At 71.1% G+C, this 23,529-nt stretch carries 30 protein-coding genes and 1 pseudogene; 24 read left to right on the forward strand and 7 right to left on the reverse strand.

Annotation, left to right across the window (positions count from 1 at the left end; translation table 11 throughout):
• Nucleotides 1–21 precede the first annotated feature (21 nt).
• From HJC40_RS41265 to HJC40_RS41330, 14 genes are all read left to right on the forward strand, one after another.
• The gene (locus HJC40_RS41265) at nt 22–1,245 is read left to right on the forward strand and encodes a phage portal protein (protein ID WP_250009126.1); all 1,224 of its coding nucleotides are present in this window, start codon (nt 22–24) and stop codon (nt 1,243–1,245) included.
• Entirely contained in the window at nt 1,245–2,933 is a 1,689-nt protein-coding gene (locus HJC40_RS41270) for an HK97 family phage prohead protease (RefSeq protein ID WP_250009127.1), read from the forward strand. Before HJC40_RS41265 ends, HJC40_RS41270 begins: the two co-directional genes overlap by 1 nt.
• A 9-nt stretch (nt 2,934–2,942) precedes the next feature.
• Entirely contained in the window at nt 2,943–3,278 is a 336-nt protein-coding gene (locus tag HJC40_RS41275) for a hypothetical protein (RefSeq protein WP_250009128.1), read from the forward strand.
• A 63-nt stretch (nt 3,279–3,341) separates the two neighbouring features.
• The gene (locus HJC40_RS41280) at nt 3,342–4,811 is read left to right on the forward strand and encodes a right-handed parallel beta-helix repeat-containing protein (protein WP_250009130.1); all 1,470 of its coding nucleotides are present in this window, start codon (nt 3,342–3,344) and stop codon (nt 4,809–4,811) included.
• Complete coding sequence (locus HJC40_RS41285; RefSeq protein ID WP_250009131.1) at nt 4,811–5,116, forward strand: hypothetical protein; 306 nt, start codon at nt 4,811–4,813, stop codon at nt 5,114–5,116. Before HJC40_RS41280 ends, HJC40_RS41285 begins: the two co-directional genes overlap by 1 nt.
• A complete protein-coding gene (locus HJC40_RS41290) occupies nt 5,113–5,457 on the forward strand; it encodes a hypothetical protein (protein ID WP_250009132.1) in 345 nt (114 codons plus the stop codon). The genes HJC40_RS41285 and HJC40_RS41290 overlap by 4 nt, the downstream gene beginning before the upstream one ends.
• A 1-nt stretch (nt 5,458) precedes the next feature.
• Nucleotides 5,459–5,866 (forward strand): hypothetical protein, encoded by a 408-nt coding sequence (locus HJC40_RS41295; protein ID WP_250009133.1) that lies wholly within the window; start codon nt 5,459–5,461, stop codon nt 5,864–5,866.
• 22 nt (nt 5,867–5,888) lie between these two features.
• Complete coding sequence (locus tag HJC40_RS41300) at nt 5,889–6,158, forward strand: hypothetical protein (protein WP_250009134.1); 270 nt, start codon at nt 5,889–5,891, stop codon at nt 6,156–6,158.
• A 129-nt stretch (nt 6,159–6,287) separates the two neighbouring features.
• Nucleotides 6,288–6,737, forward strand: coding sequence for a hypothetical protein (locus HJC40_RS41305; RefSeq protein WP_250009135.1), 450 nt, complete (start codon nt 6,288–6,290; stop codon nt 6,735–6,737).
• Nucleotides 6,737–8,101 carry a hypothetical protein gene (locus HJC40_RS41310; RefSeq protein ID WP_250009137.1) on the forward strand — a complete coding sequence of 455 codons (1,365 nt, stop codon included), beginning with the start codon at nt 6,737–6,739 and terminating at the stop codon, nt 8,099–8,101. Before HJC40_RS41305 ends, HJC40_RS41310 begins: the two co-directional genes overlap by 1 nt.
• Complete coding sequence (locus HJC40_RS41315) at nt 8,098–9,360, forward strand: hypothetical protein (RefSeq protein WP_250009138.1); 1,263 nt, start codon at nt 8,098–8,100, stop codon at nt 9,358–9,360. The genes HJC40_RS41310 and HJC40_RS41315 overlap by 4 nt, the downstream gene beginning before the upstream one ends.
• Entirely contained in the window at nt 9,357–10,475 is a 1,119-nt protein-coding gene (locus HJC40_RS41320) for a DUF5047 domain-containing protein (RefSeq protein ID WP_250009139.1), read from the forward strand. The genes HJC40_RS41315 and HJC40_RS41320 overlap by 4 nt, the downstream gene beginning before the upstream one ends.
• The gene (locus HJC40_RS41325; RefSeq protein WP_250009140.1) at nt 10,475–11,203 is read left to right on the forward strand and encodes a hypothetical protein; all 729 of its coding nucleotides are present in this window, start codon (nt 10,475–10,477) and stop codon (nt 11,201–11,203) included. The genes HJC40_RS41320 and HJC40_RS41325 overlap by 1 nt, the downstream gene beginning before the upstream one ends.
• 9 nt (nt 11,204–11,212) lie before the next feature.
• Entirely contained in the window at nt 11,213–12,004 is a 792-nt protein-coding gene (locus HJC40_RS41330; protein WP_250009141.1) for a hypothetical protein, read from the forward strand.
• Here HJC40_RS41330 and HJC40_RS41335 read toward each other — a convergent pair.
• Nucleotides 12,001–12,177, reverse strand: coding sequence for a hypothetical protein (locus tag HJC40_RS41335; protein ID WP_250009142.1), 177 nt, complete (start codon nt 12,175–12,177; stop codon nt 12,001–12,003). The two genes, HJC40_RS41330 and HJC40_RS41335, sit on opposite strands and share 4 nt — an antisense overlap.
• 205 nt (nt 12,178–12,382) lie before the next feature.
• On the opposite strand from HJC40_RS41335, the gene HJC40_RS41340 reads away from it, so the two are divergent.
• Together HJC40_RS41340 and HJC40_RS41345 are read left to right on the forward strand one after the other, a co-directional pair.
• Nucleotides 12,383–12,601 (forward strand): helix-turn-helix domain-containing protein, encoded by a 219-nt coding sequence (locus HJC40_RS41340; RefSeq protein ID WP_250009144.1) that lies wholly within the window; start codon nt 12,383–12,385, stop codon nt 12,599–12,601.
• A complete protein-coding gene (locus HJC40_RS41345) occupies nt 12,598–12,792 on the forward strand; it encodes a helix-turn-helix domain-containing protein (protein WP_250009145.1) in 195 nt (64 codons plus the stop codon). The genes HJC40_RS41340 and HJC40_RS41345 overlap by 4 nt, the downstream gene beginning before the upstream one ends.
• An 80-nt stretch (nt 12,793–12,872) precedes the next feature.
• Here the strand turns inward: HJC40_RS41345 and HJC40_RS41350 are convergent, their stop codons facing one another.
• The 3 genes from HJC40_RS41350 to HJC40_RS45910 are packed head-to-tail and all read right to left on the reverse strand — an operon-like array spanning nt 12,873 to nt 13,335.
• Nucleotides 12,873–13,046 carry a hypothetical protein gene (locus HJC40_RS41350; RefSeq protein WP_250009146.1) on the reverse strand — a complete coding sequence of 58 codons (174 nt, stop codon included), beginning with the start codon at nt 13,044–13,046 and terminating at the stop codon, nt 12,873–12,875.
• Nucleotides 13,043–13,216 carry a hypothetical protein gene (locus tag HJC40_RS41355; RefSeq protein ID WP_250009147.1) on the reverse strand — a complete coding sequence of 58 codons (174 nt, stop codon included), beginning with the start codon at nt 13,214–13,216 and terminating at the stop codon, nt 13,043–13,045. The genes HJC40_RS41350 and HJC40_RS41355 overlap by 4 nt, the downstream gene beginning before the upstream one ends.
• A complete protein-coding gene (locus tag HJC40_RS45910) occupies nt 13,213–13,335 on the reverse strand; it encodes a hypothetical protein (RefSeq protein ID WP_284044472.1) in 123 nt (40 codons plus the stop codon). Before HJC40_RS45910 ends, HJC40_RS41355 begins: the two co-directional genes overlap by 4 nt.
• A gap of 75 nt (nt 13,336–13,410) precedes the next feature.
• Here HJC40_RS45910 and HJC40_RS41360 point away from each other — a divergent pair.
• From HJC40_RS41360 to HJC40_RS41375, 4 genes and pseudogenes are all read left to right on the forward strand, one after another.
• Nucleotides 13,411–14,991 (forward strand): annotated as a pseudogene (locus HJC40_RS41360) (ComEC/Rec2 family competence protein); the annotation flags it as partial.
• Nucleotides 14,992–15,006: 15 nt separating this feature from the next.
• A complete protein-coding gene (locus HJC40_RS41365; protein WP_250009148.1) occupies nt 15,007–15,591 on the forward strand; it encodes a GNAT family N-acetyltransferase in 585 nt (194 codons plus the stop codon).
• A 292-nt stretch (nt 15,592–15,883) separates the two neighbouring features.
• Nucleotides 15,884–16,858, forward strand: a complete 975-nt coding sequence (holA, locus tag HJC40_RS41370; protein WP_250009149.1) for a DNA polymerase III subunit delta — start codon at nt 15,884–15,886, stop codon at nt 16,856–16,858.
• Entirely contained in the window at nt 16,855–17,382 is a 528-nt protein-coding gene (locus HJC40_RS41375) for a hypothetical protein (RefSeq protein WP_250009150.1), read from the forward strand. The genes holA and HJC40_RS41375 overlap by 4 nt, the downstream gene beginning before the upstream one ends.
• A gap of 99 nt (nt 17,383–17,481) precedes the next feature.
• Here the strand turns inward: HJC40_RS41375 and HJC40_RS41380 are convergent, their stop codons facing one another.
• The 3 genes from HJC40_RS41380 to HJC40_RS41390 all read right to left on the reverse strand — a co-directional run bounded on the left by HJC40_RS41380 (nt 17,482) and on the right by HJC40_RS41390 (nt 19,242).
• Nucleotides 17,482–17,724, reverse strand: a complete 243-nt coding sequence (locus tag HJC40_RS41380; protein WP_250009151.1) for a hypothetical protein — start codon at nt 17,722–17,724, stop codon at nt 17,482–17,484.
• A gap of 103 nt (nt 17,725–17,827) precedes the next feature.
• Complete coding sequence (gene rpsT / locus HJC40_RS41385) at nt 17,828–18,094, reverse strand: 30S ribosomal protein S20 (protein WP_250009153.1); 267 nt, start codon at nt 18,092–18,094, stop codon at nt 17,828–17,830.
• Between the two features lie 179 nt (nt 18,095–18,273).
• A complete protein-coding gene (locus tag HJC40_RS41390; RefSeq protein ID WP_250009155.1) occupies nt 18,274–19,242 on the reverse strand; it encodes a phosphotransferase in 969 nt (322 codons plus the stop codon).
• A 54-nt stretch (nt 19,243–19,296) separates the two neighbouring features.
• On the opposite strand from HJC40_RS41390, the gene HJC40_RS41395 reads away from it, so the two are divergent.
• The 4 genes from HJC40_RS41395 to HJC40_RS41410 all read left to right on the forward strand — a co-directional run bounded on the left by HJC40_RS41395 (nt 19,297) and on the right by HJC40_RS41410 (nt 23,420).
• A complete protein-coding gene (locus tag HJC40_RS41395; RefSeq protein WP_250009157.1) occupies nt 19,297–19,830 on the forward strand; it encodes a DUF4240 domain-containing protein in 534 nt (177 codons plus the stop codon).
• A gap of 225 nt (nt 19,831–20,055) precedes the next feature.
• Entirely contained in the window at nt 20,056–20,832 is a 777-nt protein-coding gene (locus HJC40_RS41400; protein WP_250009158.1) for an MOSC domain-containing protein, read from the forward strand.
• 350 nt (nt 20,833–21,182) lie between these two features.
• Nucleotides 21,183–23,063, forward strand: coding sequence for a translation elongation factor 4 (gene lepA, locus HJC40_RS41405; protein WP_250009159.1), 1,881 nt, complete (start codon nt 21,183–21,185; stop codon nt 23,061–23,063).
• An 81-nt stretch (nt 23,064–23,144) separates the two neighbouring features.
• Nucleotides 23,145–23,420 (forward strand): GlsB/YeaQ/YmgE family stress response membrane protein, encoded by a 276-nt coding sequence (locus HJC40_RS41410; protein WP_250009160.1) that lies wholly within the window; start codon nt 23,145–23,147, stop codon nt 23,418–23,420.
• Nucleotides 23,421–23,529: the final 109 nt, after the last annotated feature.

The following is a 23,529-nucleotide window of genomic DNA, read 5'->3' on the forward strand; positions in this document are numbered from 1 at the left end:
AGGGGTTGTACCATGCCAGGCATGGCCCTGGTTGATCGCGTGCGCGCGGTCTTCGGCATGTCCCCGCGCCGAGTCGAGTTCTCAGAGTCGGCCCCGAAGCCGATCGACGACCTGATCCAGGAGATCTACGACAGCATCGGCCGAGTCAGCCGGGCCGATGCCCTGTCGGTGCCTGCGGTCAAGCGCGGCCGCGACCTCGTCTGCGCGGTGGCCACGCTGCCGCTGGAGACGGTCGACCGGAACCGCCGGATCATCGACGTGCCGTTGCTCGAGCAGCTGGACGACAACACGACGAACGTCGCCGTCCTGGCGATGGTCATCGAGGACCTGCTGTTCGAGTCGGTGTCGTACCTACTGGTGACGGCCCGCGACGAGGACGACTTCCCCGAGAAGGTCCGCCACGTCGACGTGTCGTCGGTGTCGACCAGGCCGCCGACGGGCATGACCGACCACCACCCGCTGCCGTCCGGGATCGACCCGCGCGAGCTGATCTGGGTCGAGGGCAAGCCGGTCAGCAAGCGGGACGTGAAGAGGTTCGACAGCCCGAACAGCCCGCTGCTGCGCGACGGGAGCCGGGCCATCAAGCGCGCGGTGGCCCTCGACAAGGCCGCCGAGCTGTTCGCCGACAACCCGCGGCCGCAGGACTTCTTCACGCCGGCTGATCCGTCGGCCGACCCGGGTGACGACGAGGAGATCTCGGAGGCGCTGACCCGGTGGTCGTTCTGGCGCCGCAAGCGGGTCACGGGCTACGTCCCGGCGAGCCTGAAGTACAACCAGGTGCAGCAGCCGACCCCCGTCGACCTCCAGCTGGTGCAGCTGCAGGAGCGGGCGGCCCTGGACATCGCCGTCGCGATCGGCCTGAACCCGAACGACGTCGGTGTCAACGTCACCACGCGCACCTACGCGAACATCGTCGACGAGCGGCAGAACCGCATCAACGACCTGCTGAGCCCGTACATGGCCGCGATCACGCAGCGCCTGTCGATGGGCGACATCACCCGCCCGGGCCAGAAGGTCCGCTTCGACCTGGACGACTTCCTCCGGGCCGACCCGAAGACCCGCGCCGAGGTCGCGCAGATGCAGATCGCGATGGGCGTCACCGACGCTGCCGAGGTCCGCGAGAACGAGGGCCTGCCGCCCCGCGCCATCCAAGCCCCCGCCGCGGCACCTAGCGCCGCTCCGCTCGCGCCGCGGCGGGTCACATCCACCCTCGGGGTGCCGGCACGAGAGACCGAGGCCGCCTGATGGAGTTCCTCGAGTTCGACGACCTGACCGCCGCGACGTTCTCCGTCGACGACGAGCGCCGCACGATCCGCGGCGTGGTCATCCCCTGGGGCAAGCTCGGCCGGCACCGCAACGGCCGCACCTGGCGGTTCTCCCGGGGCAGCCTGAAGCTCGGCCACGCGAAGTACATCCGGCTGAACCACGAGCACGACCAGGGCCAGCGCCTTGGCCGCGGCATCTCCGCTGAGGACACCGACGAGGGCTTCGTCATGACCTTCAAGGTCTTCGACGGGCCGGAGGGTGACAAGGCGCTCGCCATGGCGAAGTCGGGCCGGAAGACCGGCTTGTCCGTCGAGGTCGACATCGACGCCCTGGACATGAGCAGCGACCCGGAGAACACGGGTGCCCTGCTCGTCGACATGGCGAATCTGACCGGTGTCGGCTTCGTCAAGAACCCCGCATTCACCGACTCTCGCCTCATCTCCGTGATGGCGAGTGACGACAACGGAAGGACCGGCATGGACCCGGACACCGAAACCACGCCGGCCACCCCGCCGGCTCCCGCCCCGCTGGCGTTCTCGGCCGAGCAGGTCGCCTGGATGCAGGCGAACGGCCTCGGCGGTCAGCCTGCCGCGCCGGCCGCCCGGCCGACCTTCGTCGACCCCGCCCCGGCCGCTCGTGCCGTGGTCACCGAGCCCGTGCCGTATCGCTTCGACGCCGACAACAACCTGGTCAGCGGGTCGCACGACTTCGGCATGGACATGATCCAGGGGCTGAACCCGGCGTTCGGTGACACCACCGCCCGTCGCCGGGTCGAGGAGTTCATCGCCGAGCAGTTCGACGTGGCCAGCAGCAACGTGACGGCGCTGAACCCGACCGTCAACACGAGCCGCTACATCGACCAGCGGGAGTTCCGCTCGCCGGTGTGGGACCGGATCTTCAAGGGTGCCCCGATCAACGGGATCCAGCCGTTCGCGTGGCCGAAGTTCAACTCGGCCTCGGGCCTGGTGCAGGCGCACACCGAGGGTGTCGAGCCGACCTCGGGCACCTTCACCAACACCAACCAGACGGTCACCCCGACCGCCACGTCCGGCAAGGCGAAGATCACCCGCGAGACCTGGGACATGGGCGGCATGCCCGGCGTCGGCAACCTCATCTGGAAGCAGATGACCCGCGGCTACCAGGAAGCCCTGGAGGCCAAGGCCATCGCAACCCTCGACGCCGCGTCGCCGGCGTCGCTGGGTACCTTCACCACGGGTGGCGGCACCACCGGTCAGACGCTGTCGGCCGAGCTGATCCAGGCGTTCGCCCGGCTGCACTTCGTGCGCGGCGGCTTCACCATGGACAGCCTGTTCGCGCAGATTGACCTCTACCTCGCCCTGGTCGGCGCACGCGACGGCTCCGGCCGGCCGCTGTTCCCGGCCATGGGCCCGTCGAACGCGAACGGCACCGTCCGGGACCGGTTCGGCGCTGTCGACGTCAACGGCGTCCTGGCGCTCCCCTCGTGGGCGCTCGCCGCGACCGGCATCGTCGCCGCGTCGAGCTACCTGTTCGACAGTCTCGCCGTCGACGGCTGGGCGACCACGCCGCGGCAGCTGCTCATGCCGGAGATCGAGGTGGCCCACGTCTACATGGGCATCTGGGGCTACTCGGCCGCCGCGATCAACGACATCAACGGTGTCCGCGAGCTCATCTACGACCCGGCGTAAGGAGACCCCATGCCGAGCAACACCACCCCCGCCGCGCCGGTGACCACCGAGGTCGACCGGCTGCGCGCGGAGAACGAGAAGCTGCAGGGCGAGCTGGCCGACGCTCGGGCCAACGCCGTCGTGCAGCCGAACACCACGCCGACCCCGCGGGAGCCGAAGTTCGGCCTCTCCGAGGGCCAGCGCGCCGACCTCGAGCTGCACGGCAAGACCGTCAGCCCGTTCACCGGCGCCCGGCAGGTCGGCGACGGCGAGCCCGGCACCGCGCCGCGGGTCGTCGACCAGGACACGTTCGAGAAGGTGCCCGACAAGGCGACCGGCGCCGCGCCGGACCCGCTCGTCAAGTAATCCGCTCCCGCGCCGGTCCGGTGGGGCCTGGCCGGTGCGGGCCCAGCACGGAAGGAGGTGACCATGTCGCTGCCCGACGCGATCACCACGATCACCGTCTCCGCGCAGTACGTCGCGCCTGACGGTGGCGCGGCTACCGGCGTGGTCACCTTCACCCCGTCGATCCCGGCGGTCACGCCCGGCGCGGTCATGCCGGCGGCACCGCTGCGCGTCGTCCTCGACGACGGCGCCCTGGCGGTCGAGCTGGCCGCCACCGACGATCCGCAGTGGGCGCCGGCTGGGTTCACCTACCTGGTGACCGAGCGGATCGACGGCGCCCGGGTGCGCTCCTACAACATCGAGGTCCCCACAGTTGTGGGGACTCTCGACCTGGCGTCGGTGGCCCCGGTCGTCGACCCGGCGATCGTGTCCCCGTACCGGCTCGGCAGCCGCAGCGCGGTCGACGTGCGCGCGTTCGGGGCGGTCGGCAACAACATCGCCGACGACACCGTGGCGCTGCAGGCGGCGATCAACGCCCTGCCGCTGGGCGGCGGCACGGTCTACCTGGCCACGGGCACCTACCGGCTCACCGCCGCTCTGGTTCTGCAGTCCGGGACCACGCTGCAGGCCGACGGCGACATCACCTGCGTGATCCGCCAGACCAACCCGGCCGCCAACTGCGTGCAGGGCACCAACGTCGAGCGGGTCGCGCTGCGCGGTGTGCAGCTGCTCGGCCCCGGCTCGGGCGCCGGCCACGGCCTGTTCCTCGCGAAGGGCGCCGGGAACCACGTCGCGTACACCGTCGTCGAGGGCGTCACCGTCCACGACTTCGGCGGCGACGGCATCCACATCGAGAACGGCATCGTCACCACCCTGACGCGGGTCGTCGCGAGCTCCAACGGCGGCTACGGCGTCAACCTGGCCGGCGCGGTCGGCGGCGCGGCGGGCACCAGCTGCACGCTGACCGGCGTCTACGGCAACGCCAACGCGACCGGCGGCATCCGCCTCTACAACATGGTCTACAGCGCGCTGAACGGCTGCGCGGCCGACCACAACCCGATCGGCTACCTCGTCGACTCCTGCCAGTCCGTGACCCTGGCCGGGTGCGGCGCGGAGGGAAACGCCACGGCCGGCTTCCGGGTCAACGGCGGCTACGGCAACACGCTGTCCGGCGCCTGGGTCTACGACAACCGCGGCATCGGCGTGCACCTCACCGGCTCGGCCATCGCGGCCACGCTGATCGGCGCCGTCGACAACAGCCCGGCCGGGTCAGCGACGGCGTTCGTCAAGGCCGATCCCGGCTGCCGGGTGGCGCTGCTCAACTGCAACAACACGACGGCCAACAGCCTCGCGGCCGGCACCACCAACACGGTCACGGACGCGGGCGGCGGCGCGGTGTTCCAGAGCTACACGGCGCTGCTGTCCGGCGGCGAGTGCGACGGCGACCTGATCTGCTACGTCGCCGGTAAGGGCTACGTCCTGACCGACCGGGCCAACGGCAACCTCTACCGGCTCCGCGTCACCAACGGCGTGCTGAGCACGGAGGCAGTGTGATGGACCTCGACGAGCTGAAGACCTACCTGCAGATCGCCCCGAACGACACGTCCGAGGACGACGAGCTCACCCAGATCCTGGTCGCCGAGACCGCCGCGCAGGACCGGGTGTGCCGCGTGGCCGACCCGATGCCCGCCGACCTGGCCGAGGCGCTGAAGCGGCGCGTGGCGCGGAACCGGGCGCTGCGCCAGCTGGCCGTCATGACACCGCGCGGCGACGGCGAGGCCGGCCCCGTGGTCCTCCCTGGCCGCGACCCCGAAGTCCGCCGCCTCGAAGCCCCGCACCGGAAGCTGGTCATGGGATGAGCATCGTCACCGACCGGCAGGACCTGGCCGACGCGCTCGACCCGGTCGCCGGCGTGCAGGGCCACAAGTACCGGCCGCGGACGCTGAAGACCGGCGACGCCTGGCCGCTGCTCGACGGCCTCGACCGCGGCCCGGCCCGCGACTTCGAGGTCACCTGGCGCGTCGTCGTGATCCTGCCTGCCGACGAGCGGCGGGCCAGCGAATGGTTCGACGAGCACCACGAGCTGGTCGCCGAGGCCCTCGAGGACTTCGGCTACGTCGAGCGGATCGAGCCCGGCCTGGTCCGGACCGACGCCGGAGATCTCCAAGCAATGCTCATCACCGTCCGGAAGGAAGCCTGAGATGGCCTACGCACGCAGCATGGTGTTCCGCAACCCCACGGTGACGATCGAGGCCGTCGCCTACACCAACCAGATCACCAAGGCCCGCCTGGTGCCCGACACCCCGACGCAGACCATGCGCACGTTCGGCGGCGTCGACAAGGACCGCGACACCACCAGCTGGACGCTGGAGCTCGCCGGCCACCAGGACCGCGGCACCGGTGGTCTCGCCGACGCCCTGGACGACGCCGTCGCGGCCGGCGGCACCCTGACCGTCGAGATCCAGGCGAAGGCCGGGACCGGCCAGGACAAGGCCGTCGTCGAGATCGTGCCCGTGCCCGTCGAGTTCGGTGGTGAGGCGGGCGAGTGGAAGCTGTTCGACCAGACCTTCGAGGTCGTCGACTCGCCCACCTTCAGCCAGTCCGCGTAGCCCGTCAGGAAGGCCCCACACCATGTTCACCTTCAAGGTCACGCCTGAGGGCGGCGAGCCGTTCGAGGTCACCGCGACGTCCCGCGACATCGCCCGGTGGGAGCGGACCAACCGCGACGCCTCGCTGCACAAGCTGCAGAGCGACATGCGGATCAGCGACCTCTACAAGATCGCGCACAACGCCGCCGAACGGCAGAGCGTCTGGCACGGCCCGCTCAAGGAGTTCGAGGACAGCGTCGACCTCGAGGTCCTGGACGACGACGAGGTGGACCCTACCCAGTCGGCAGCGTAACGAGGCGCGATTGCGCGCTGGCGCTGTCGATGCGGGTCGGCTACCTCGAGGTCGCCGACTACGACGACCGGCTCAAGGCCACGCTCTGGGAGCTGCTCGAGGAACACCGAAACGAGAGGGGAGGCGGCGATGGCTAAGAAGGAGCTGCTCGTCACGGTCCGGATCGACGGCATCCGGGAGACCCTCGCCGCCCTGGCCAAGCTGCCCAAGGAGGCGAACGACGAGCTACGCGCCGCGGCCCTGGAGATCTCGAAGGAGCTCTCCGAGGCGGCCAAGCAGGCCGGTGAGCGCGAAGGCGGCCAGGCCGCGCTCGTCGCGACCACGGTCAAGCGGCGCCGCGACCGGGTGCCGGTCGTCGTGGCCGGCGGCACGAAGAAGCTGGGCCGCAACCGGGCTCCGGCGTACAAGCTCCTCTTCGGCTCCGAGTTCGGCGCGAACTACTACGAGCAGTACCGCCCGCACCTGGGTCGCGGCTCGTACTGGTTCTTCCAGAGCATCGAGGCCGAGCAGGCCACCATCGCGAAGAAGTGGCTCGACGCTGCCGACGCCATCATCGCCAAGTTCGACGGAGTGGGCTGATGGCCGGCGGCGAACGCACAGTCAAAATCAAGTTCATCGGCGAGTCCAAGAGCGTCGCGAAGGCCGCGGCCGCCGCCGAGCGGAGCGTGAAGAAGCTCAACGACAACGTCGGCAAGGCGGTCGGTGGGCTCGGCTCGAAGATCGCCGGCGGCATCTCCGGCGCGATCGACGCCATCCCGCCCATGGGCAAGCTCGTCGCTGGTCTCCTCGTGGCCGGCCTGGCCGTCGTCCTGGCCCCGGCGCTGGGCGCGGCCATCTCCACCGCGGTGATCCTCGGCGTGGGCGGTGCCGGGCTCGCCATCGGCATCAAGAAGGCCATGGGCTCGCCCGCCGTGAAGGCCGCGTTCGACCCGCTGAAGTCGCAGGCGAGTCAGATCCTCACGGAGTTCTCGAAGCCGTTCGAGGGCCCGCTGGTCCGGGCGGCCGGGGCCGTGAGTAAGGCGCTCGACGACATCCGCCCGGCCATCAACCGGATCGGTCGCGAGCTGGGCCCGGTGGTCGACGACCTCGGTCCCGCCTTCGCTGAGTTCCTGCGGCAGGTCATGCCCGGGATCGAGCAGGCGGTCCGGGCGAGCGTGCCGCTGTTCCGGATGCTGGCCGACAAGCTGCCGGGGATCGGCCGGGCCATCTCGATCTTCTTCTCGAAGATCAGCGAGAACGGCGACGACACCAACCAGTTCTTCTCCGACCTGATCGACCTGATCAGCAATCTGATCATTGGGATCGGCGTCGCGATCGGGAAGCTGGCCTCCTGGTACTCCAACGTGCGGAGCTTCCTCACCCGCAGTGCTGACGGGTTCCGCGAGTTCCGGGTCAAGGTGATCAACGAGTTCGGGAAGATCCTCGACGGCGCCGCCGCGGCGTTTGCGTGGGTGCCCGGGGTCGGCCCGAAGCTGGCCCAGGCCCAGCAGAAGTTCTCGAAGTTCCGGGCCGACGCCAACCGCGAGCTCGCCTCGATCAAGGACAAGCGGGTCCGGGTGGAGGCCTGGTCCAACGTCGGGGCGGTGGCCGCGAACGTGGCCCGGACGCTGCGGGCGATCAAGGACGAGCGGGTTTACATCAGCGTCGGCTCCAACGTCGGCCAGGTCGTCGCCGGGGTCAACAGCAAGCTTGCTGGGGTGACCGGCAAGCGGGCCTCGGGTGGCCCGGTCGGCGCGGGCCGGTCGTACCTGGTCGGTGAGCGCGGGCCCGAGGTGATCACGATGGGCAGCACGTCGGGCAACGTCACCCCGAACCGTGAGCTGGGCGCCGGCGGCGACACGTACGAGCTGCACATCCAGCTGCACGACCAAGTGCAGCAGGTGATCCGGCTGACCAACCGCGACCTCAAGCGGCGTGCAGGCGCGAGAGGAGCCACAGCGTGAGCGACATCGTCTCGGTCGAGCCCGGCACGTTCGAGGGCGGTGTGGCCGGCTGGGTGGCGACCGGCGCCAGCCTCGTGCAGTCCAACGCGCAGGCCCACAGCGGCACGTTCTCCGCGCTGCTCACCGTCACCGGGGCGCCCTCGCAGGCGTACGCCCGGCCGGTCTACGCCACGTTCAAAACCCCGGTCAGCGCGGGCCGCCAGTACCGCACCACCATGTGGTTGCGCGCGCCCGTCACCATCCCGCAGGCCACCGTCGCGATCGACTGGTTCGACGCCGCCGGGAACTACCTGTCCACGGCCAGCCCGGTCGCCTCATCGCTCGCCGCGAACGTGTGGACCCTGCGCGACCACACCGCCACCGCCCCGGGCAGCGCCGCGTTCGCCGTCTACGGCCCCACCATCCAGGGCAGCCCGACCGCCGGCGTCCAGCTGTTCATCGACGACGCCGCGCTGCGGGTGCCGCTGGCCGCCACGTTCGACCCGCTGCTGTCCCGGGTGCGGATCACCGCCCACGTCCCGGCCGGGAACACCGCCTCGGTCGACGTCCAACGCTCCCTCAACGGCATCCGCTGGACCACCGTCCGCGGTGGCAGCCGCATCCCCGCACCGGCCGGCACCGACGTCGCCCTGGACGACTACGAGTTCGCACCCGGCGTCCTCAACCGGTACCGGCTCCAGCGGTACAGCGCGCTCGGCGCGGTGATCGGCGCCGACCCGACCAACAGCGTCACCCCGGTGCAGACCGACGTGTGGTTCAAGTCGATCACCCGGCCGTTCCTGAACCGGGCTGTGAAGGTCGTCGACCACGGCGACATCAGCCGCCCGGCCCGCAACGGTGTGTTCCCGATCCTCGGCCGCACCTACCCGATCGCGGTCACCGACGTGCGGCTGTCCCGGCAGTGGGACATGACGATCAAGGCCGACAGCGTCTCGGACGCCGACGCCCTGGACCTCGTCTTCGCCAGCGGCGACCCGCTGTACATCCAGGTGCCACCTGACGGCCGCGACATCCCCGGCGGGTACGTCGTCGTGGGCGACGTGACCCGGCGCCGCTACGGGCACGTCAGCGTGCGCCGCTGGTTCGACCTGCCGATGACCGAAGTCGCCCCGCCCGGCCCGGACGTCGTCGGCGCCACCACCAACTGGGAAGGCATCCTCGCCGAGTTCGGCAGCTGGAACGCCGTGCTGGCCGCGTTCGGCTCGTGGGCTGAGGTCGCGGAGTACGTCGCCGACCCGCAGACGGTGATCGTGCCGTGAGGCCCGTCAGCGCACGGTTCCTGTCCACCCTGCGGGGCAGCCACACCGCCACCGTCCAGGCGTTCGTCGTGGCCGCCGGCCAGACCGGTGTCAGCCCCGACGGCGACGAGCTCGAGGTCATCTCCGGCGACGTCAACCTGGACGCCACCGCTGACATCCGGTCGACCCTGGACCTGGAGGTGGAAGGCACCGGGGCGTTCCCGGAGAACGCCGGCGACGGCCTGGCCCCGTACGGCAACGAGGTGTTCGTCCGGCGCGGCATCACGTTCGGCGGCGGGTCGATCGAGTGGGTGTCGCTGGGCTACTTCCGGATCAACTCCGCCGAGCAGGACACCGCCCCCGACGGGCCGATCCGGATCGCCGGCCGGGACCGCATGGGCGGCATCGTCAGGGCCCGCCTCACCGCACCCCGCCAGTTCCCGGCCGCGATGACGTACGGCGACGTCCTCGCCCAGCTGGTCGGCGAGGTCTACCCGTGGGCCACGATCGAATGGGACGACGACACCAACTTCGACCCCATCGGCCGGACCGTCATCGCCGAGGAAGAGCGGTTCGCGTTCCTCAACGACCTGATCACCAGCCGCGGCAAGATCTGGTACTGGGACCACCGCGGGATCCTGGTCATCAGGGACATGCCCGACCCGGGCGCGCCGGTGTGGGAGGTCAACTCCGGGCCGAACGGGGTGCTCCTCAGCCTCGGCCGTGAGATCTCCGACGAGGGTGTCTACAACGCGGTCGTGGCCGTCGGCGAGGCCCTGGACACCACCGCCCCGCCCCGCGCGGTCGCGTACGACAACAACCCCGCCAGCCCCACCTACTGGGACGGCGACTTCGGGAAGGTGCCCCGCTTCTTCTCGTCGCCGTTCATCACCACCGTCGACCGTGCCCGCACCGCCGCGGCCGCCCTGCTCCGCGAGAACCTCGGCGTCCCGTACAACGTCGACTTCCAGGTGATCGCCAACCCGGCCCTCGAGCCGTGGGACCCGATCATCGTCCGGATCGGCCGGCGCGCGGAGACCCACGTCCTGTCCCGCCTCACCGTGCCGCTGTCCGCCCTGCAGTCGATGAGCGCGGAAACCCGCGAGCAGACCCTCGTCGTGATCGGAGGCTCGTGATGCGCAGCGACGACCTGGTGCCCCTGCTCGGCAAGCAACCCAGCTCGGGCGCCCCGTTCCGGCAGGGCGTCATCGTCTCCTGGAACCCCGACACCGCCGCGAACGTGGTGCTGGTCGCCGGGTCGCTGATGGAGAACCTGCCCATCCTCAACACCTCGGAGGCGTCGCTGCTCAAGGCCGGCGACGTCGTCGGCATCATCACCTCTGGTGCTACCTGGGCGATCCTGGGCCGGTTCGTCTACCCGGGCACCCCCGAGGCGGTGTCGTCGATCCAGTCGATCACCAACCGGATCAAGGTCGCCAACGACTACACCTCCGGCACCCGTAACTCCACCACCTGGGGTGACCTCACCGGCACCGACCCCGGCCCCGAGGTCACCATCCGGGTCGGCGGATCCGGTCGGGCCCTGGTGTTCTGGGGCGCCGAGCTGGGCCAGACCGCGAACTGGCAGACGCAGAACAGCCCCCACGTCGGCGTCGAGGTGTCCGGCGCGACGAGCATCGTCCCGTACGAGGGGTGGGCGCTGAACTACCACCTCGAGTTCCCGGTCACCGGGGCACCCGCCCACGCGGAAGCCTCCTCCTGGTTCCAGATGAGCACGTTCCACACCTTCACCGGCCTGAACCCCGGCGACACCACCTTCACCCTGAAGTACAAGCACGACACCCTGGACCCGGCCGGCACGGTCTCGTTCAACAACCGCGAGCTCGCGGTCTTCGCCCTCTGAGGAGCCGTCATGGCCGACACCACCACCCGCTACTCGCTGCCGTTCCAGGAGCCCACCGACCCGCCGGACGGGGCGAACCTGGGCCAGGACCTGGCCGAGGCCGTCGAGACCGCCCTGGGCGCCGTCGAAGACTCCGTCGACGCGCTCGCCGGGAGCCCGACCGTCACCGTCATCACAACCACCAGCAGCTGGGCCAAGCCGGCCGGGGCGCGCCGTGTCCACGTCCAGGCGATCGGCGGCGGCGGCGCGGGCGGCGGGGCCAGCGCGACCGGCGGAGGGCAGTGGTCGTTCGGCGACGGCGGCGGGGGAGGGGAGTACCGGGCCGGCTGGTTCGACGCCTCGACGCTCGGCTCCACCGTGGCCGTGACGATCGGCGCGGGCGGGGCGGCGGGTGCCGGGGCGGGCGCCACCGGGGGGAACACGTCGTTCGGGTCGCACATCACCGCGAACGGCGGCGGCGGCGGGGACATCCGCACGGCGACCGGTGTGCAGGGCTTCACGGCGAACTCCAACGCCCGGCTCGGCGGGTCCGGCGGCACCGGCGGCACGGTCAACATGGCCGGCAGCGCGGGCGGGTCGGGCCTCGGCCTAACGTCGACCACGGGCACCGGGCAGCGCGGCGGCGACGGCGGGGCGAGCCACATGTCCGCCACCCAGACCGGCCGGGCCGACGCGGCCGGCGGTGCGGGCCGTCAGTACGGCGGCGGCGGTTCGGGTGCGGCCCGCGGTGGTGGGGCGAGCGCCGTGAACGGTGGGGCCGGGGCGTCCGGCGTCGTCATCGTGACGGTGTACTTCGCCTAGATCCAGTAGCCGCGGTGGCTGTCGCGTTTCTCGACGTGCCACACGCCGGGGGCGAGCTCGACCATGTCGCCGGAGTTCTCGGCCAGGGCCCGCAGCACGCTGTAGCCCAGCGCCAGGTCCTCGTCGTCTTCGAGCTCGGCCCGCTTCAGGGGCTTCTCGGTGTGCTCGTCCATGGGTCCGCCTCCCCGCTCGGGGGACGGCGGCCACCGCGCTGCCCGACAGATAGCCGCCGCCCCGGCTGAAGGCGACGACGGGTGTCGCTCTGGGGAGAACTAGTCACCCGCCGTCGCCAGTGGCTGACCTTACGCTCGGAGTTTCCCAACGTAAAGCACATCGTTCTACCCAAGGTAAAGTCCGCCCGTACGTACGGTGATCAACGTGGCGGGGAAGCGCAGGCTCTACACGTCCGGGGAGATCGCCGACATGCTCGGCGTCACCCGGCAACGCGCCCTGCAGCTCGCCAACGACCGCCGCCAAGACTTCCCGGAGCCGTTCGACACCCTGCCCGGCAACGTCCAGGTGTGGCTGATCGAGGACGTCGACGCCTGGATGGCCGAGCACCGGCCCCCGCTCGACGAGGCCGACGAGGGCGAGTGACCGAGCCCGACGGGCAGATCGCCTACAACGTCCCCCACGCCGCGAAGGTCCTCGACCTCGGCGTCCGGACGGTCTGGGCGCTCGTCCACGCCGGCGACATCGAGAGCGTGAAGATCGGCTCGGCCCGCCGGATCCCCCGGACCGCGCTGGTCGCGTACATCGAGAGCCTGCGGACCGAACCCGGCCGCTGATTCCGCCGCGCGGTGGCGGAATACGAAGCGGCCCGCTCCTCGAGGGAACGGGCCGCGATTCGGAACGCAGGTGCCGAATTTCAGCAGGGCACCTCGAGGCACGAGTCCTCGGGATAGGTGATCGTCGGGACCGACGGCGGCTCCCAACCGTCCAGGCGGCCGGCCACGTTCGCGCTCAACGCGATCAGGCCGGACAGCACCACGATCATCAGCACGTCGCGGATCATCGCGAGCACGTCCCGGGCGGTCGTCACGACACCACCGCCGTGAGCAGTTCGACGCGGGCACCCCGGGCCAGCAGGTCCTCGACGACCAGGCGCATGTGCTTCAGGCACAGCGGCACGGACGCGGCCGGGTCGATCGGGTCACCGAGGCACCGCCGGCGCTCCCCGTGGAACGAGCACTGGGGCAGCTGGTCGCTCATCGGTAGATCGCCGTCAGGAAGCCAGCCACGAAGAAGAGGCCGCTGCTCGACATGACCATCACGAAGAGCGTGTAGTCGAAGCGGCTCTTACGGTGCCTGGCCGGTACGTTGGTGCTCATGATCGCAGCTCCTCTGCGGTCGGGGCCCGGCGGTGCGCGACACCGTACGGGCCTCACTTATCCGCCTAGCGAACAGTCACGGGCGCCAACGTGGCGATCGTCCTGGGAGTGGTGCTCTTCGCCGTGCGGCGGACCCGGGCCGGGCCGGTCGTCACCGCGCTGGTCTGTGCCGTGGCGCTGGCCGGGTTCGTGATTTTGGCCCGGCCGTCGCCGAGCGTCGTGCGGGCCGCCGCGATGGGGGCGATCGGTCTGATCGGGCTCGCTTCGGGGCGGCGGCGGGCGGCCCTGCCGGCGCTGGCCGCCGGCGTGGCCGTGCTGATCGTGACCGACCCGGAGCTGGCGTCGGATGCCGGTTTCGCGCTGTCCGTGCTGGCCACCTCCGGACTGTTGCTGCTCGCCCCGGTCTGGCGGGACGGGTTGCGCCGGCGGGGGTGCCCGGCGGGGCTGGCCGAAGCCCTCGCCGTGCCCGCGGCGGCGCAGGTCGCGTGCGGTCCGGTGGTGGCCGGGCTGTCCGGGACCATCAGCCTCGTGGCCGTCCCGGCGAATCTGCTCGCCGTGCCGGCGATCGCTCCGGCCACGCTGTTCGGTGTCACCGCGGCGGTCGTCTCGCCGGTCTGGCCGGCGGGCGCCGAGTTCTTCGCCTGGCTCGGGCACTGGCCGGCGCAGTGGCTGGTGCTGATCGCGACCTACGGTGCCCTCGTGCCCGCCGGTGCGCTGCCGTGGCCGGGCGGGCTCACCGGCGCCCTGCTGCTCGCGGTGATCACTGTCGGGCTGCTGATCGCCACCCGCCGGCCGTTGATCCGGAAGCTGGTCACGGTGGTCGCGCTCGGCGGTGTGCTCGGGGCTCTGCCCGTACGGCTGCTGGCCCCGGGCTGGCCGCCGCCGGGCTGGGTGGTGGTCGCCTGCGCGGTGGGCCAGGGCGATGCGATCGTGCTGCCGGCCGGGGCGGGCAGCGCCGTGGTGGTCGACGCCGGCCCCGAGCCCACGCTGGTGGATCACTGCCTGCGGCGGCTCGGGGTGCGCCGGATCGCGCTCTTCGTGGTGAGCCACTTCCACGCCGATCACATCGGTGGGGTCACGGGGGTGTTCCGGGGCCGGGACGTCCACGGGGTGGTGGGACCCGACTGGGCCGAGCCGCCCGCCGGCCGGGCCATGGTCGCGGCGGCCGCCGGCCGGGTGCCGCTGCACGCGGTCGGCGCCGGATGGGCGTACGCGGTCGGTGGTCTGCGGTTGCGGGTGCTCGGGCCGGTGGAGCCGTTGCGCGGCACCAACTCCGATCCGAACAACAACTCCCTGGTGCTGCGGGTCGAGGTGGACGGCCGGACGGTCCTGCTGCCCGGTGACGCCGAGACCGAGGAGCAGGAGGACATGCTCGACCACCTGGGCGGCGAGGCTGTGCGGGCCGACGTGCTGAAGGTGTCGCATCACGGATCGAGCTACCAGTCGCCGCGGTTCATCGACGAGATCCGGCCGGCTGTGGCGCTGGTGTCGGTCGGGCTGGGCAACGACTACGGCCATCCGAACCCGTCGCTGATGGCGCGCCTGGCCCGGGGCGGCGCGCGGGTTCTCCGTACGGATCAGGCCGGGGACCTCGCCGCGGTGGCCACCGGCCGGGGCCTGGCCGTGGTCGCCCGTGGTGACCCGCCGGCGCCCTGAGGCGACAATGCCGGGATGGACCGAGAGACGATCACGACGGGGGACCTCCGCCTGCGCCCGTTCGAGGAAGCCGACATCGCGTGGGTGCACCGGGTCTCGCTCGATCCGATGGTGCAGAAGTACCTGCAGCTTCCGATCCCCTACCAGCGGAGCGACGCCGAGCACTTCGTCCGCGAGATGTGCGTCGCGGCGTGGGACTCGGGTACGCGGGCCGAGTTCGTCGTCGAGTCCGCTGTGGCGGCCGGCGGCTCGGCCTCCGCCGATGCGATCTCGGCGGACGGGCGGTTGCGCCTCGGCCGGGTGGGACTCGGGCTGGACCGGGTCGGCGGCGGCGAGCTCGGGTACTGGATGGACCCGGCCGCCCGGGGACGCGGTGTCGCCACCGCGGCGGTGCGGGCGCTGTGCGGGTGGGCGTTCGGGTCGCTCGGGCTGGGGCTCGTCGAGTGGCGGGCCGAGGTGGGCAACGGGGCATCGCGACGGGTGGCGGAGAAGGTCGGCTTCACGGTCGAGGCCGTCCTGCGTCAGCGCCTCGTGCATCGCGGCGTGCGGGTGGACGTCTGGGTCGGCTCGATGCTGCCGTCGGAGCTGCCGGCGGGCTGATCGGCCCCGATGATCGACGCCCGGCCGGACGGTCTCGGTCGCCGGATCACCCGGCACGCCGACACGCCCGAGTTAGTCCGTTCAGGCAGGACTCATGCCGAACGATGGGGGTTGATGAGCGATCGGGGAGGGTTGACCGTCCCGGAAGACATTCAGCCTGATCGAGCACCGGGCTGACGTGCGGCGACATGGCCCGACACCGATATGTCGGCTTTCGCGTTCCGTGATCCACGAGTCTGCGCTAAGGAGTGAGGCTCACGGAAACGTCAGTCCTTCGTGCGACGATATTGGCGTGAACACCCCGCCCCCCGCCCCGTTGCTGCTCGTCCAAGGCGACGAGGAGCTCCTGTCCGCCCGCGCGGTCACCGCCGCCGTCGATGCGGCCCGGGCTGCGGAGCCGGGTGCGGACGTCCGGGAGTACGAGGCGGGCGCGCTGGCCGCCGGCGAGGTCGCCGAGATGCTGAGCCCGTCGCTGTTCGGCGGTCGGCGCGTCCTGGTGATCCGCAGTGGGCAGGACGCGCGTAAGGACCTCACCGCCGCGCTGCTGGCCTACGCCAAGAACCCCGATCCCGACGTCTCGCTCATCGTCACCCACCCGGGCGGGGCCAAGGGCAAGGCGCTGGCCGACGGGCTGCGCTCGGCCGGCGCCACCGTCGTGCCGGCGGCCAAGCTCAAGGGCGACCGCGAGCGGATAGCCTTCGTGCGCGACGAGTTCCGGCGCAACGGCGGCAGGTGTGACGAGGCGGCCGCGTCCGCGCTGCTGGCGTCCGTGGGCAACGACCTGCGGGAGATCTCGGCGGCCTGTTCGCAGCTGATCGCCGACACCGACGGCAAGATCACCGAGGCGGTCGTCGCCCGTTACTACAAGGGGCGGGCCGAGGTCAGCGGCTTCACGGTGGCCGACGCGGCGATGATCGGCGACGTGCCGGGGGCGCTCGAGGCCCTGCGGTGGGCGCTGCACGTCGGCGTCGACCCGGTGCCGATCGCCGACGCGATCGCCGACGGGGTGCGCACGGTGGCGAGGGTCGCGTCGGCCGGGCGCGGTAACCCGTACCAGATGGCCAGCTCGCTCGGCATGCCCGCCTGGAAGATCCAGCGCGCGCAGGAGCGCAGCCGTGGGTGGACGCCCGAGGGGCTGGTCGACGCCATGCGGGCGGCCGCCCAGTGCAACGCCGCGGTCAAGGGGGGCGCGGAGGATCGCGGCTTCGCCCTCGAGCAGGCCGTCTTCGCCGTGGCCGCGGCCCGTCGCTCGGGCGGCGCGCGATGAGCCGGCCGCACGACCCGGCGATCGGGCACCGGCCGCTCTATGCCCGCATGCTGCGGCTGAGGACTCTGACGCCCAGCGGGTTCGTGTGTTTCGTCTTCCTCGAGGGCGCGATCGCGCTCGGCATCCTGCTCGCGCTGGCCGAGCTGGTGAGCTGGTGGGGCGTGCTGGTGCTGCCGGCCACCGTCGCCATCATGGTCAAGCTCAACGACGTGATCGCCGGCTCGCTGACCCCGCCGGCTCCCCTGGGGCCGTCACCGAGCGCTGGTCTCGGCGCGGCGGCCCGTTCGGCCGGCGCCGATGCCTTGGCCGAGCACGCGGCCTCGCTGCGCCCGGCCGGAATGGCCGCCAGCGCGGTGCTCGCCACACGTGACGGCCGGCCCGCGGGCCGGGTGGGCGAGGAGTCGACCGCCCGGCTGCCCGGCGTGGTCGACGGCGGCCGGGGCCCCATCAAGCGTCCGTGGGCCGAGCGGGCCGAGGCCCAGCAGCAGTGGCTCCGTCAGTCGGCCACCCGCCGTTACGAGTAGGCGCCGTCCAGGCGGTGACCGGCCCGGGGCCGTCATCGTCGTTCGTCGGGGCGAGGGCCGGACTGGTGGGTCGTCATTGGCGGTCGGCCGGGTGGGCTGTCACTGTCGTTCGTCGAGCCGGTGGGCGGCCGAGGTCAGCGTGAGGCCGTAGACGGCCTTGAGCTGCTCGATCTTGGCCAGAGTCGTGGGCGTGAACGGTGCCTTGCCCTCGAAGGCGTGCAGGCTGATGCCCTCCAGCAGCTCGCCCAGCGACAGATCGAGATACTCGGCCAGACCCTTGAGCACCTTGAGTGTGGTGCGTTCGAGCCGTACCCCGGTCTGGGTCCTCTCGATGTTTACCATGGTACCAAGGTAACACCATGGACAGAAAGACGCCGGGCACCACGGTGGACACGAGGTCCAGCGGTGCCCGGCAGCAGCCTTCAGAGGCGCGACCCGCCGAGAATCAGGCGGACAGTGCGCCGACACGCTTGGCGATGGCCGACTTGCGGTTCGCCGCCTGGTTCTTGTGGATGACGCCCTTGCTCACGGCCTTGTCCAGCTGACGAGAGGCGTCACGCAGCAGCGTCGTCGCGGTCTGCGTGTCGCCGGCCTCGCTCGCCTCATTGAGCTTGCGGATCACGGTCTTCAGCGACGACTTGACCGACTTGTTGCGCAGCCGGGCCTTCTCGTTCTGCCGGTTGCGCTTGATCTGGGACTTGATGTTCGCCACGCGACAGCCTTGTCCTGACTAGGTGTTCGGAAACGGTCTCAGCGGGATGGTCGCCCCTGTCGACTGAACCAGCGGACATGTCGAACCAGCAACATGCTCCGCTGAAACAGCGAACAGTGGCGCTTCACCACACGCGATGAACCAGACTACCAGCCGCCCGGCGAGCCGCCAAAACGCCCTCACCAGCCCCGGCGATCGGCCAGCCAGGCCATCGCCTGCGCGCCGCTGAAGCGCTGATGCTGGCGGCTGTGCGGCGACGCGCTGCTCGGCCCGCCGTCCGCGCGCACCAGCCAGTATCCGGCCAGCGCGGCCAGGGCCCCGTCGACGCCCTCGGCCGGGGCGTCCCAGCCGGCCAGGTACGCGTCCGCGTCGAGCCCGCTGGCGAACGCGGTGACCAGCAGCGACACGGTGTCGAACCAGGGTGCGCCCAGGCACGGCCAGGTCCAGTCGCAGAGCTGGGCCCGGCCCGGCCGGTCGATCAGGACGTTGTCCACCCGCAGGTCGCCGTGCATCAGACCGTCGCCGGTGACCAGGGCGGGCAGCTCCCGTTCGAGCCGCACCAGGTGGGCCAGCCGGGTCGGCGCGACCGTGTCGTGCGCGGTGCGCGGCATCGGCTCTCGGCCGTCGGCGATGGCCGACCACCAGGACATCTCGTCGCGCAGGATGTCGGAGAGCCGGGGCACGCCGGCCTCGAGCAGGTCGCCGCTCGGCGTGGCCAGGGCCTCCGCGGCGGTCGACCAGGCGTTCAGCGCCGCGTCCAGTTCCGGCGCCGACCACGGCAGCGCCGGCACGTGGCCGTCGACGGGCTCGAGGCACAGCACGAAATAGTCGGAGTCGATCATCGTCCAGAGCGGCCGGGGAGCCGCCACCTCGGCGGGCAGCCGCGACGTGATGAACGCCTCGCGGGCATACCAGTCGGCCGTGGGATCACCCAGCGGCGCGGCCTTGACGAAGCCGGTCACCCCGGCCGACGTCGTCACGAGCGCGGCGAACGCTCTGGTGAAGCCGCCGCCCGCGCTGAGCGCGGTGACGACCGGCCCGCCGAGGCGGGCCGCGATGGCTTGGCGCAGGCTGTCCGGCAGGTCGAGCCAGCCCGGACGGACGGCGGTGGAGCCGTAGGGCACATCGGGGAGCGAAATCGTTCGCACGACCCCATCCTGCCCGGCCGCGTTCTGTCGTACCCCACTGGCAGGATCCTCCCCATGAGAACCGACGACTTCTGGGCCGTCATCAGCCGCGCGACCGCCGATCGACCGGCCTCGCCCGCCGATGTGGCCGAACGCGCCGCGGCTGACCTGGCCAAGCGCGATCCGGCAGAGATCGTGGCGTGGGGTCGCCATCTCGACAAGGTCCTGGTCGCCTCCGGCACGCAAGACCTGTGGGCCGCGGCCTATCTGATCAACGGCGGCTGCTCCGAGGAGGGCTTCGACAGCTTCCGCGGCTGGCTGATCGCGCACGGGCGTGACGCGGTGGCCCGGTCGGTCAAGTCGCCCGACTCGCTGGCCGAGGTGGCCGTCGTGCAGCAGGCCGCCGACACCGGCGCCGTGTTCGAGGCCGAAGAGGTGCTGTCCATCGCGGCGACTGCCTATGCACAGGCCACCGGCGAGGAAATGCCGGCGGAGGAGCGACCGGTGAACCGGCCCGAGGCGGCCGACCTGTGGGATTTCGACAACGAGGAGGAGATGCAGCGGCGCCTGCCCAAGTTGTCCGCGCTGTTCCTGGCCCCGCCCGACTGACCCTGGCCCCGCCCGACTGACCCTGGCCCCGCCCGACTGACCCTGGCCCGCCCGACTGACCCTGGCCCCGCCCGACTGACCCTGGCCCGCCCGACCGACCCTGGTCTCGCCCGACTGACTCGCCGGCCAGGCGGTGCCCGGCGGCCCGCCGGTGAGTCAGCGTCTCGGCCAGCACGTGGGATTCGGGGTCGAAGCGCGAGTCTCTCTTCGATGACACTGAGGCGCATGGAGACTGCACAAGCGGAAGTGGCCTCGGTCAACCGGAACGACGAGTACTCGTTCACCAAGCCGGCTCGGGACGAGATCGTGCTGGTGGCCGGGCTGGGCGTCGACGGTGACATGCACGCGGGGGTCCACGTGCGGCACAGGAGCCGGGTCCGGGTCGATCCGACCCAACCCAACCTGCGGCAGGTGCACCTCATCCACCAGGAGCTGTTCACCGATGTCGCGCACAAGGGCTACGAGGTCCGGCCGGGCGACCTGGGCGAGAACGTGACGACCTGTGGGCTCGATGTGCTCGGCCTGCCGGTGGGCACGATCCTCCGCTTCGGCCCGGAGCCCCACGGCGAGGCGGCTTCGCCGCCGGCTCCCGATGGGGGCGGCACCGGGCCGGCGAGCCACGCGCGCGCTGGGGGAACGCCCGACGGCGGCGCGCTGGCCCCCGTCCTGGCCGCCGCCGACGCGGCGACGCTGAACGAGCCGACCGCGCGGGCGGCCGAGGCCGTGCGGGCCGCGATCGCCCGTGAGACGGCGGCTGAGGGGTCCCGCGGCGTCGACCCCCGGCCGGCCCTCGTGGTCGCGGGCCTCCGAAACCCGTGCCAGCAGATCAACACGTTCCGGTCGGGGCTTCTCAAGGAGGTTGTCGGCCACGACGAGAACGGCGGCCTCGTGCGCAAGGGCGGGATCATGGCCGTCGTGCTGCGGGGCGGCTCGGTCCGGCCGGGCGACACGATCTCGGTGGAGCTGCCGCCACACCCGCATGCCGCCTTGGAGCCGGTGTGAGCCCGGGAAGCCGAGTTCGCCGGCTCGGGGCTGTGAGCGGCACCGGAGGACCACGAGCGGCGCTGGGGCGCTGAGAAGCAGCGCTGGGCACTGCGAGGCAGTGCTGGGCACTGCGAGGCAGTGCTGGGCACTGCGAGGCAGTGCTGGGCACTGCGAGGCAGTGCTGGGCACTGCGAGGCAGTGCTGGGCACTGCGAGGCAGCGCTGGGCACTGTGAGGCAGCGCTGGGGCGCCGTGAGCGGCGCTGGGGCGGCGCTTGAGCGGGGGTGAGTGGGCGTTCCGCGCGGACGTGGGACGATAGAACGCGCCGGCGCTCGCCGGGCCACCGCTGAATGAGAAGAACGGAAGATCGTGCCTGGACCGCTCGACCCCGGCGTGAACGTGATCGGAGCGACCGATCCCGCTCGCATCCGCAACTTCTGCATCATCGCCCACATCGACCACGGCAAGTCGACGCTGGCCGACCGCATGCTGCAGATCACCGGGGTGGTCGACCCGCGTCAGATGCGTGCCCAGTATCTCGACCGCATGGACATCGAGCGCGAGCGCGGCATCACCATCAAGTCGCAGGCCGTTCGCATGCCCTGGGTGGTGCGCGAGGGCGACCGGACCGGCGACACCGCTGTCCTCAACATGATCGACACCCCGGGCCACGTCGACTTCACCTATGAGGTCTCCCGCTCGCTCGCCGCGTGCGAGGGTGCGGTCCTGCTGGTCGACGCCGCGCAGGGCATCGAGGCCCAGACCCTCGCCAACCTGTACCTGGCGATGGAGAACGACCTGCACATCATCCCGGTGCTCAACAAGATCGACCTGCCCGCCGCGCAGCCCGAGAAGTACGCCGAGGAGCTCGCGAAGCTGATCGGTTGCGAGCCGAGCGACGTGCTGCGGGTGTCCGGCAAGACCGGCGTCGGCGTGCAGCACCTGCTGGACGAGATCGTGCGCCAGTTCCAGCCGCCGGTCGGCGACGCCGATGCGCCCGCCCGCGCGATGATCTTCGACTCGGTCTACGACGTCTATCGCGGCGTGGTCACGTACGTCCGGGTCATCGACGGACGCATCGAGGCGCGCGACCGCATCAAGATGATGTCGACCGGCGCCGTACACGAGCTGCTCGAGATCGGCGTCGTCTCGCCCGAGATGGAGAAGGCCGGCGCGCTCGGCGTCGGTGAGGTGGGCTACCTGATCACCGGCGTGAAGGACGTGCGCCAGTCCCGGGTGGGTGACACCGTCACCGGCAACTCGCGGCCGGCGAAGGAGGCCCTCGGCGGCTACAAGGACCCGAAGCCGATGGTCTACTCCGGCCTCTACCCGATCGACGGCTCCGACTACCCGGCGCTGCGCGACGCGCTCGACAAGCTCAAGCTCAACGACGCCGCGCTCACCTACGAGCCCGAGACGTCGGCCGCGCTGGGCTTCGGCTTCCGCTGCGGCTTCCTCGGCCTGCTCCACCTCGAGATCATCGGCGAGCGGCTGGAACGCGAGTTCAACCTCGACCTGATCTCGACGGCGCCCAACGTGGTCTACCGCGTCTACACCGAGGACGCCGAGGAGTACGTCGTCACCAACCCGAGCGAGTTCCCGACCGGCAAGATCGCCGAGATCGCCGAGCCGATGGTGCGCGCGACGGTGCTGGTGCCCAACGACTACGTCGGCGCCGTTATGGAACTGTGTCAAAGCCGCCGCGGCAACCTGCTGGGCATGGAATATCTCTCCGCCGAGCGGGTCGAGCTGCGCTACATGCTGCCCATGGCCGAGATCATTTTCGACTTCTTCGACCAGCTGAAGAGCAAGACCAAGGGGTACGCCTCGCTCGACTACGAGCGCTCCGGCGAGCAGGTGGCCGACCTGGTCAAGGTCGACATCCTGCTGCACGGCGAGCCGGTCGACGCGTTCAGCGCGATCGTGCACAAGGACAAGGCGTACGCCTATGGCGTCTCCATGGCCTCCAAGCTGCAGAAACTCATCCCGCGCCAGCAGTTCGAGGTGCCGATCCAGGCGGCCATCGGTAGCCGGATCATCGCTCGCGAAACCATCCGCGCCATCCGCAAGGACGTGCTGGCCAAGTGCTACGGCGGTGACATCAGCCGTAAGCGCAAGCTGCTCGAGAAGCAGAAGGAAGGCAAGAAGCGGATGAAGATGGTCGGCCGGGTCGAGGTGCCGCAGGAAGCGTTCATCGCCGCCCTGTCGACCTCTGACGCTCCAGACACCAAGGGAGCAAACAAGAAATAACTCGGTTTGGTTTTTCGGTGACCCGGGAACTCTGGGGCTCGACGGACGCAACAATGCTCCACCCCCTGAGAGGAACCCCCAATGACTGTCACCGGCATCATTACCGCGCTCATCGTCGGTCTCATCATCGGCGCCCTGGGCCGCCTGGTAGTACCGGGCAAGCAGAACATCCCGCTCTGGCTGACCCTGGTCATCGGCGTCGTCGCCGCGCTGCTGGGCACTGTGATCGCCCGCGCCACCGGCGTTGCCGACACCAAGGGCTTCGACTGGATCGAGCTGCTGTTCCAGGTCGTCCTGGCCGCGATCGGTGTGGCTCTGGTTGCCGGTGTCGGCGGTCGCCGTCGCGTCCACCGGTAACCAACGCGATCGACGATCGCTATTCGAAACGCCGGACCATCATGGTCCGGCGTTTCGCCGTTTCCCGGTAAGCGGGCGAACAGGCGGATCGCACCACTGAGGTCTGCGG

The sequence above is a fragment of the Actinoplanes sp. M2I2 genome (assembly GCF_023544445.1).
In the GTDB taxonomy this organism is placed as follows: Bacteria; Actinomycetota; Actinomycetes; order Mycobacteriales; family Micromonosporaceae; genus Actinoplanes.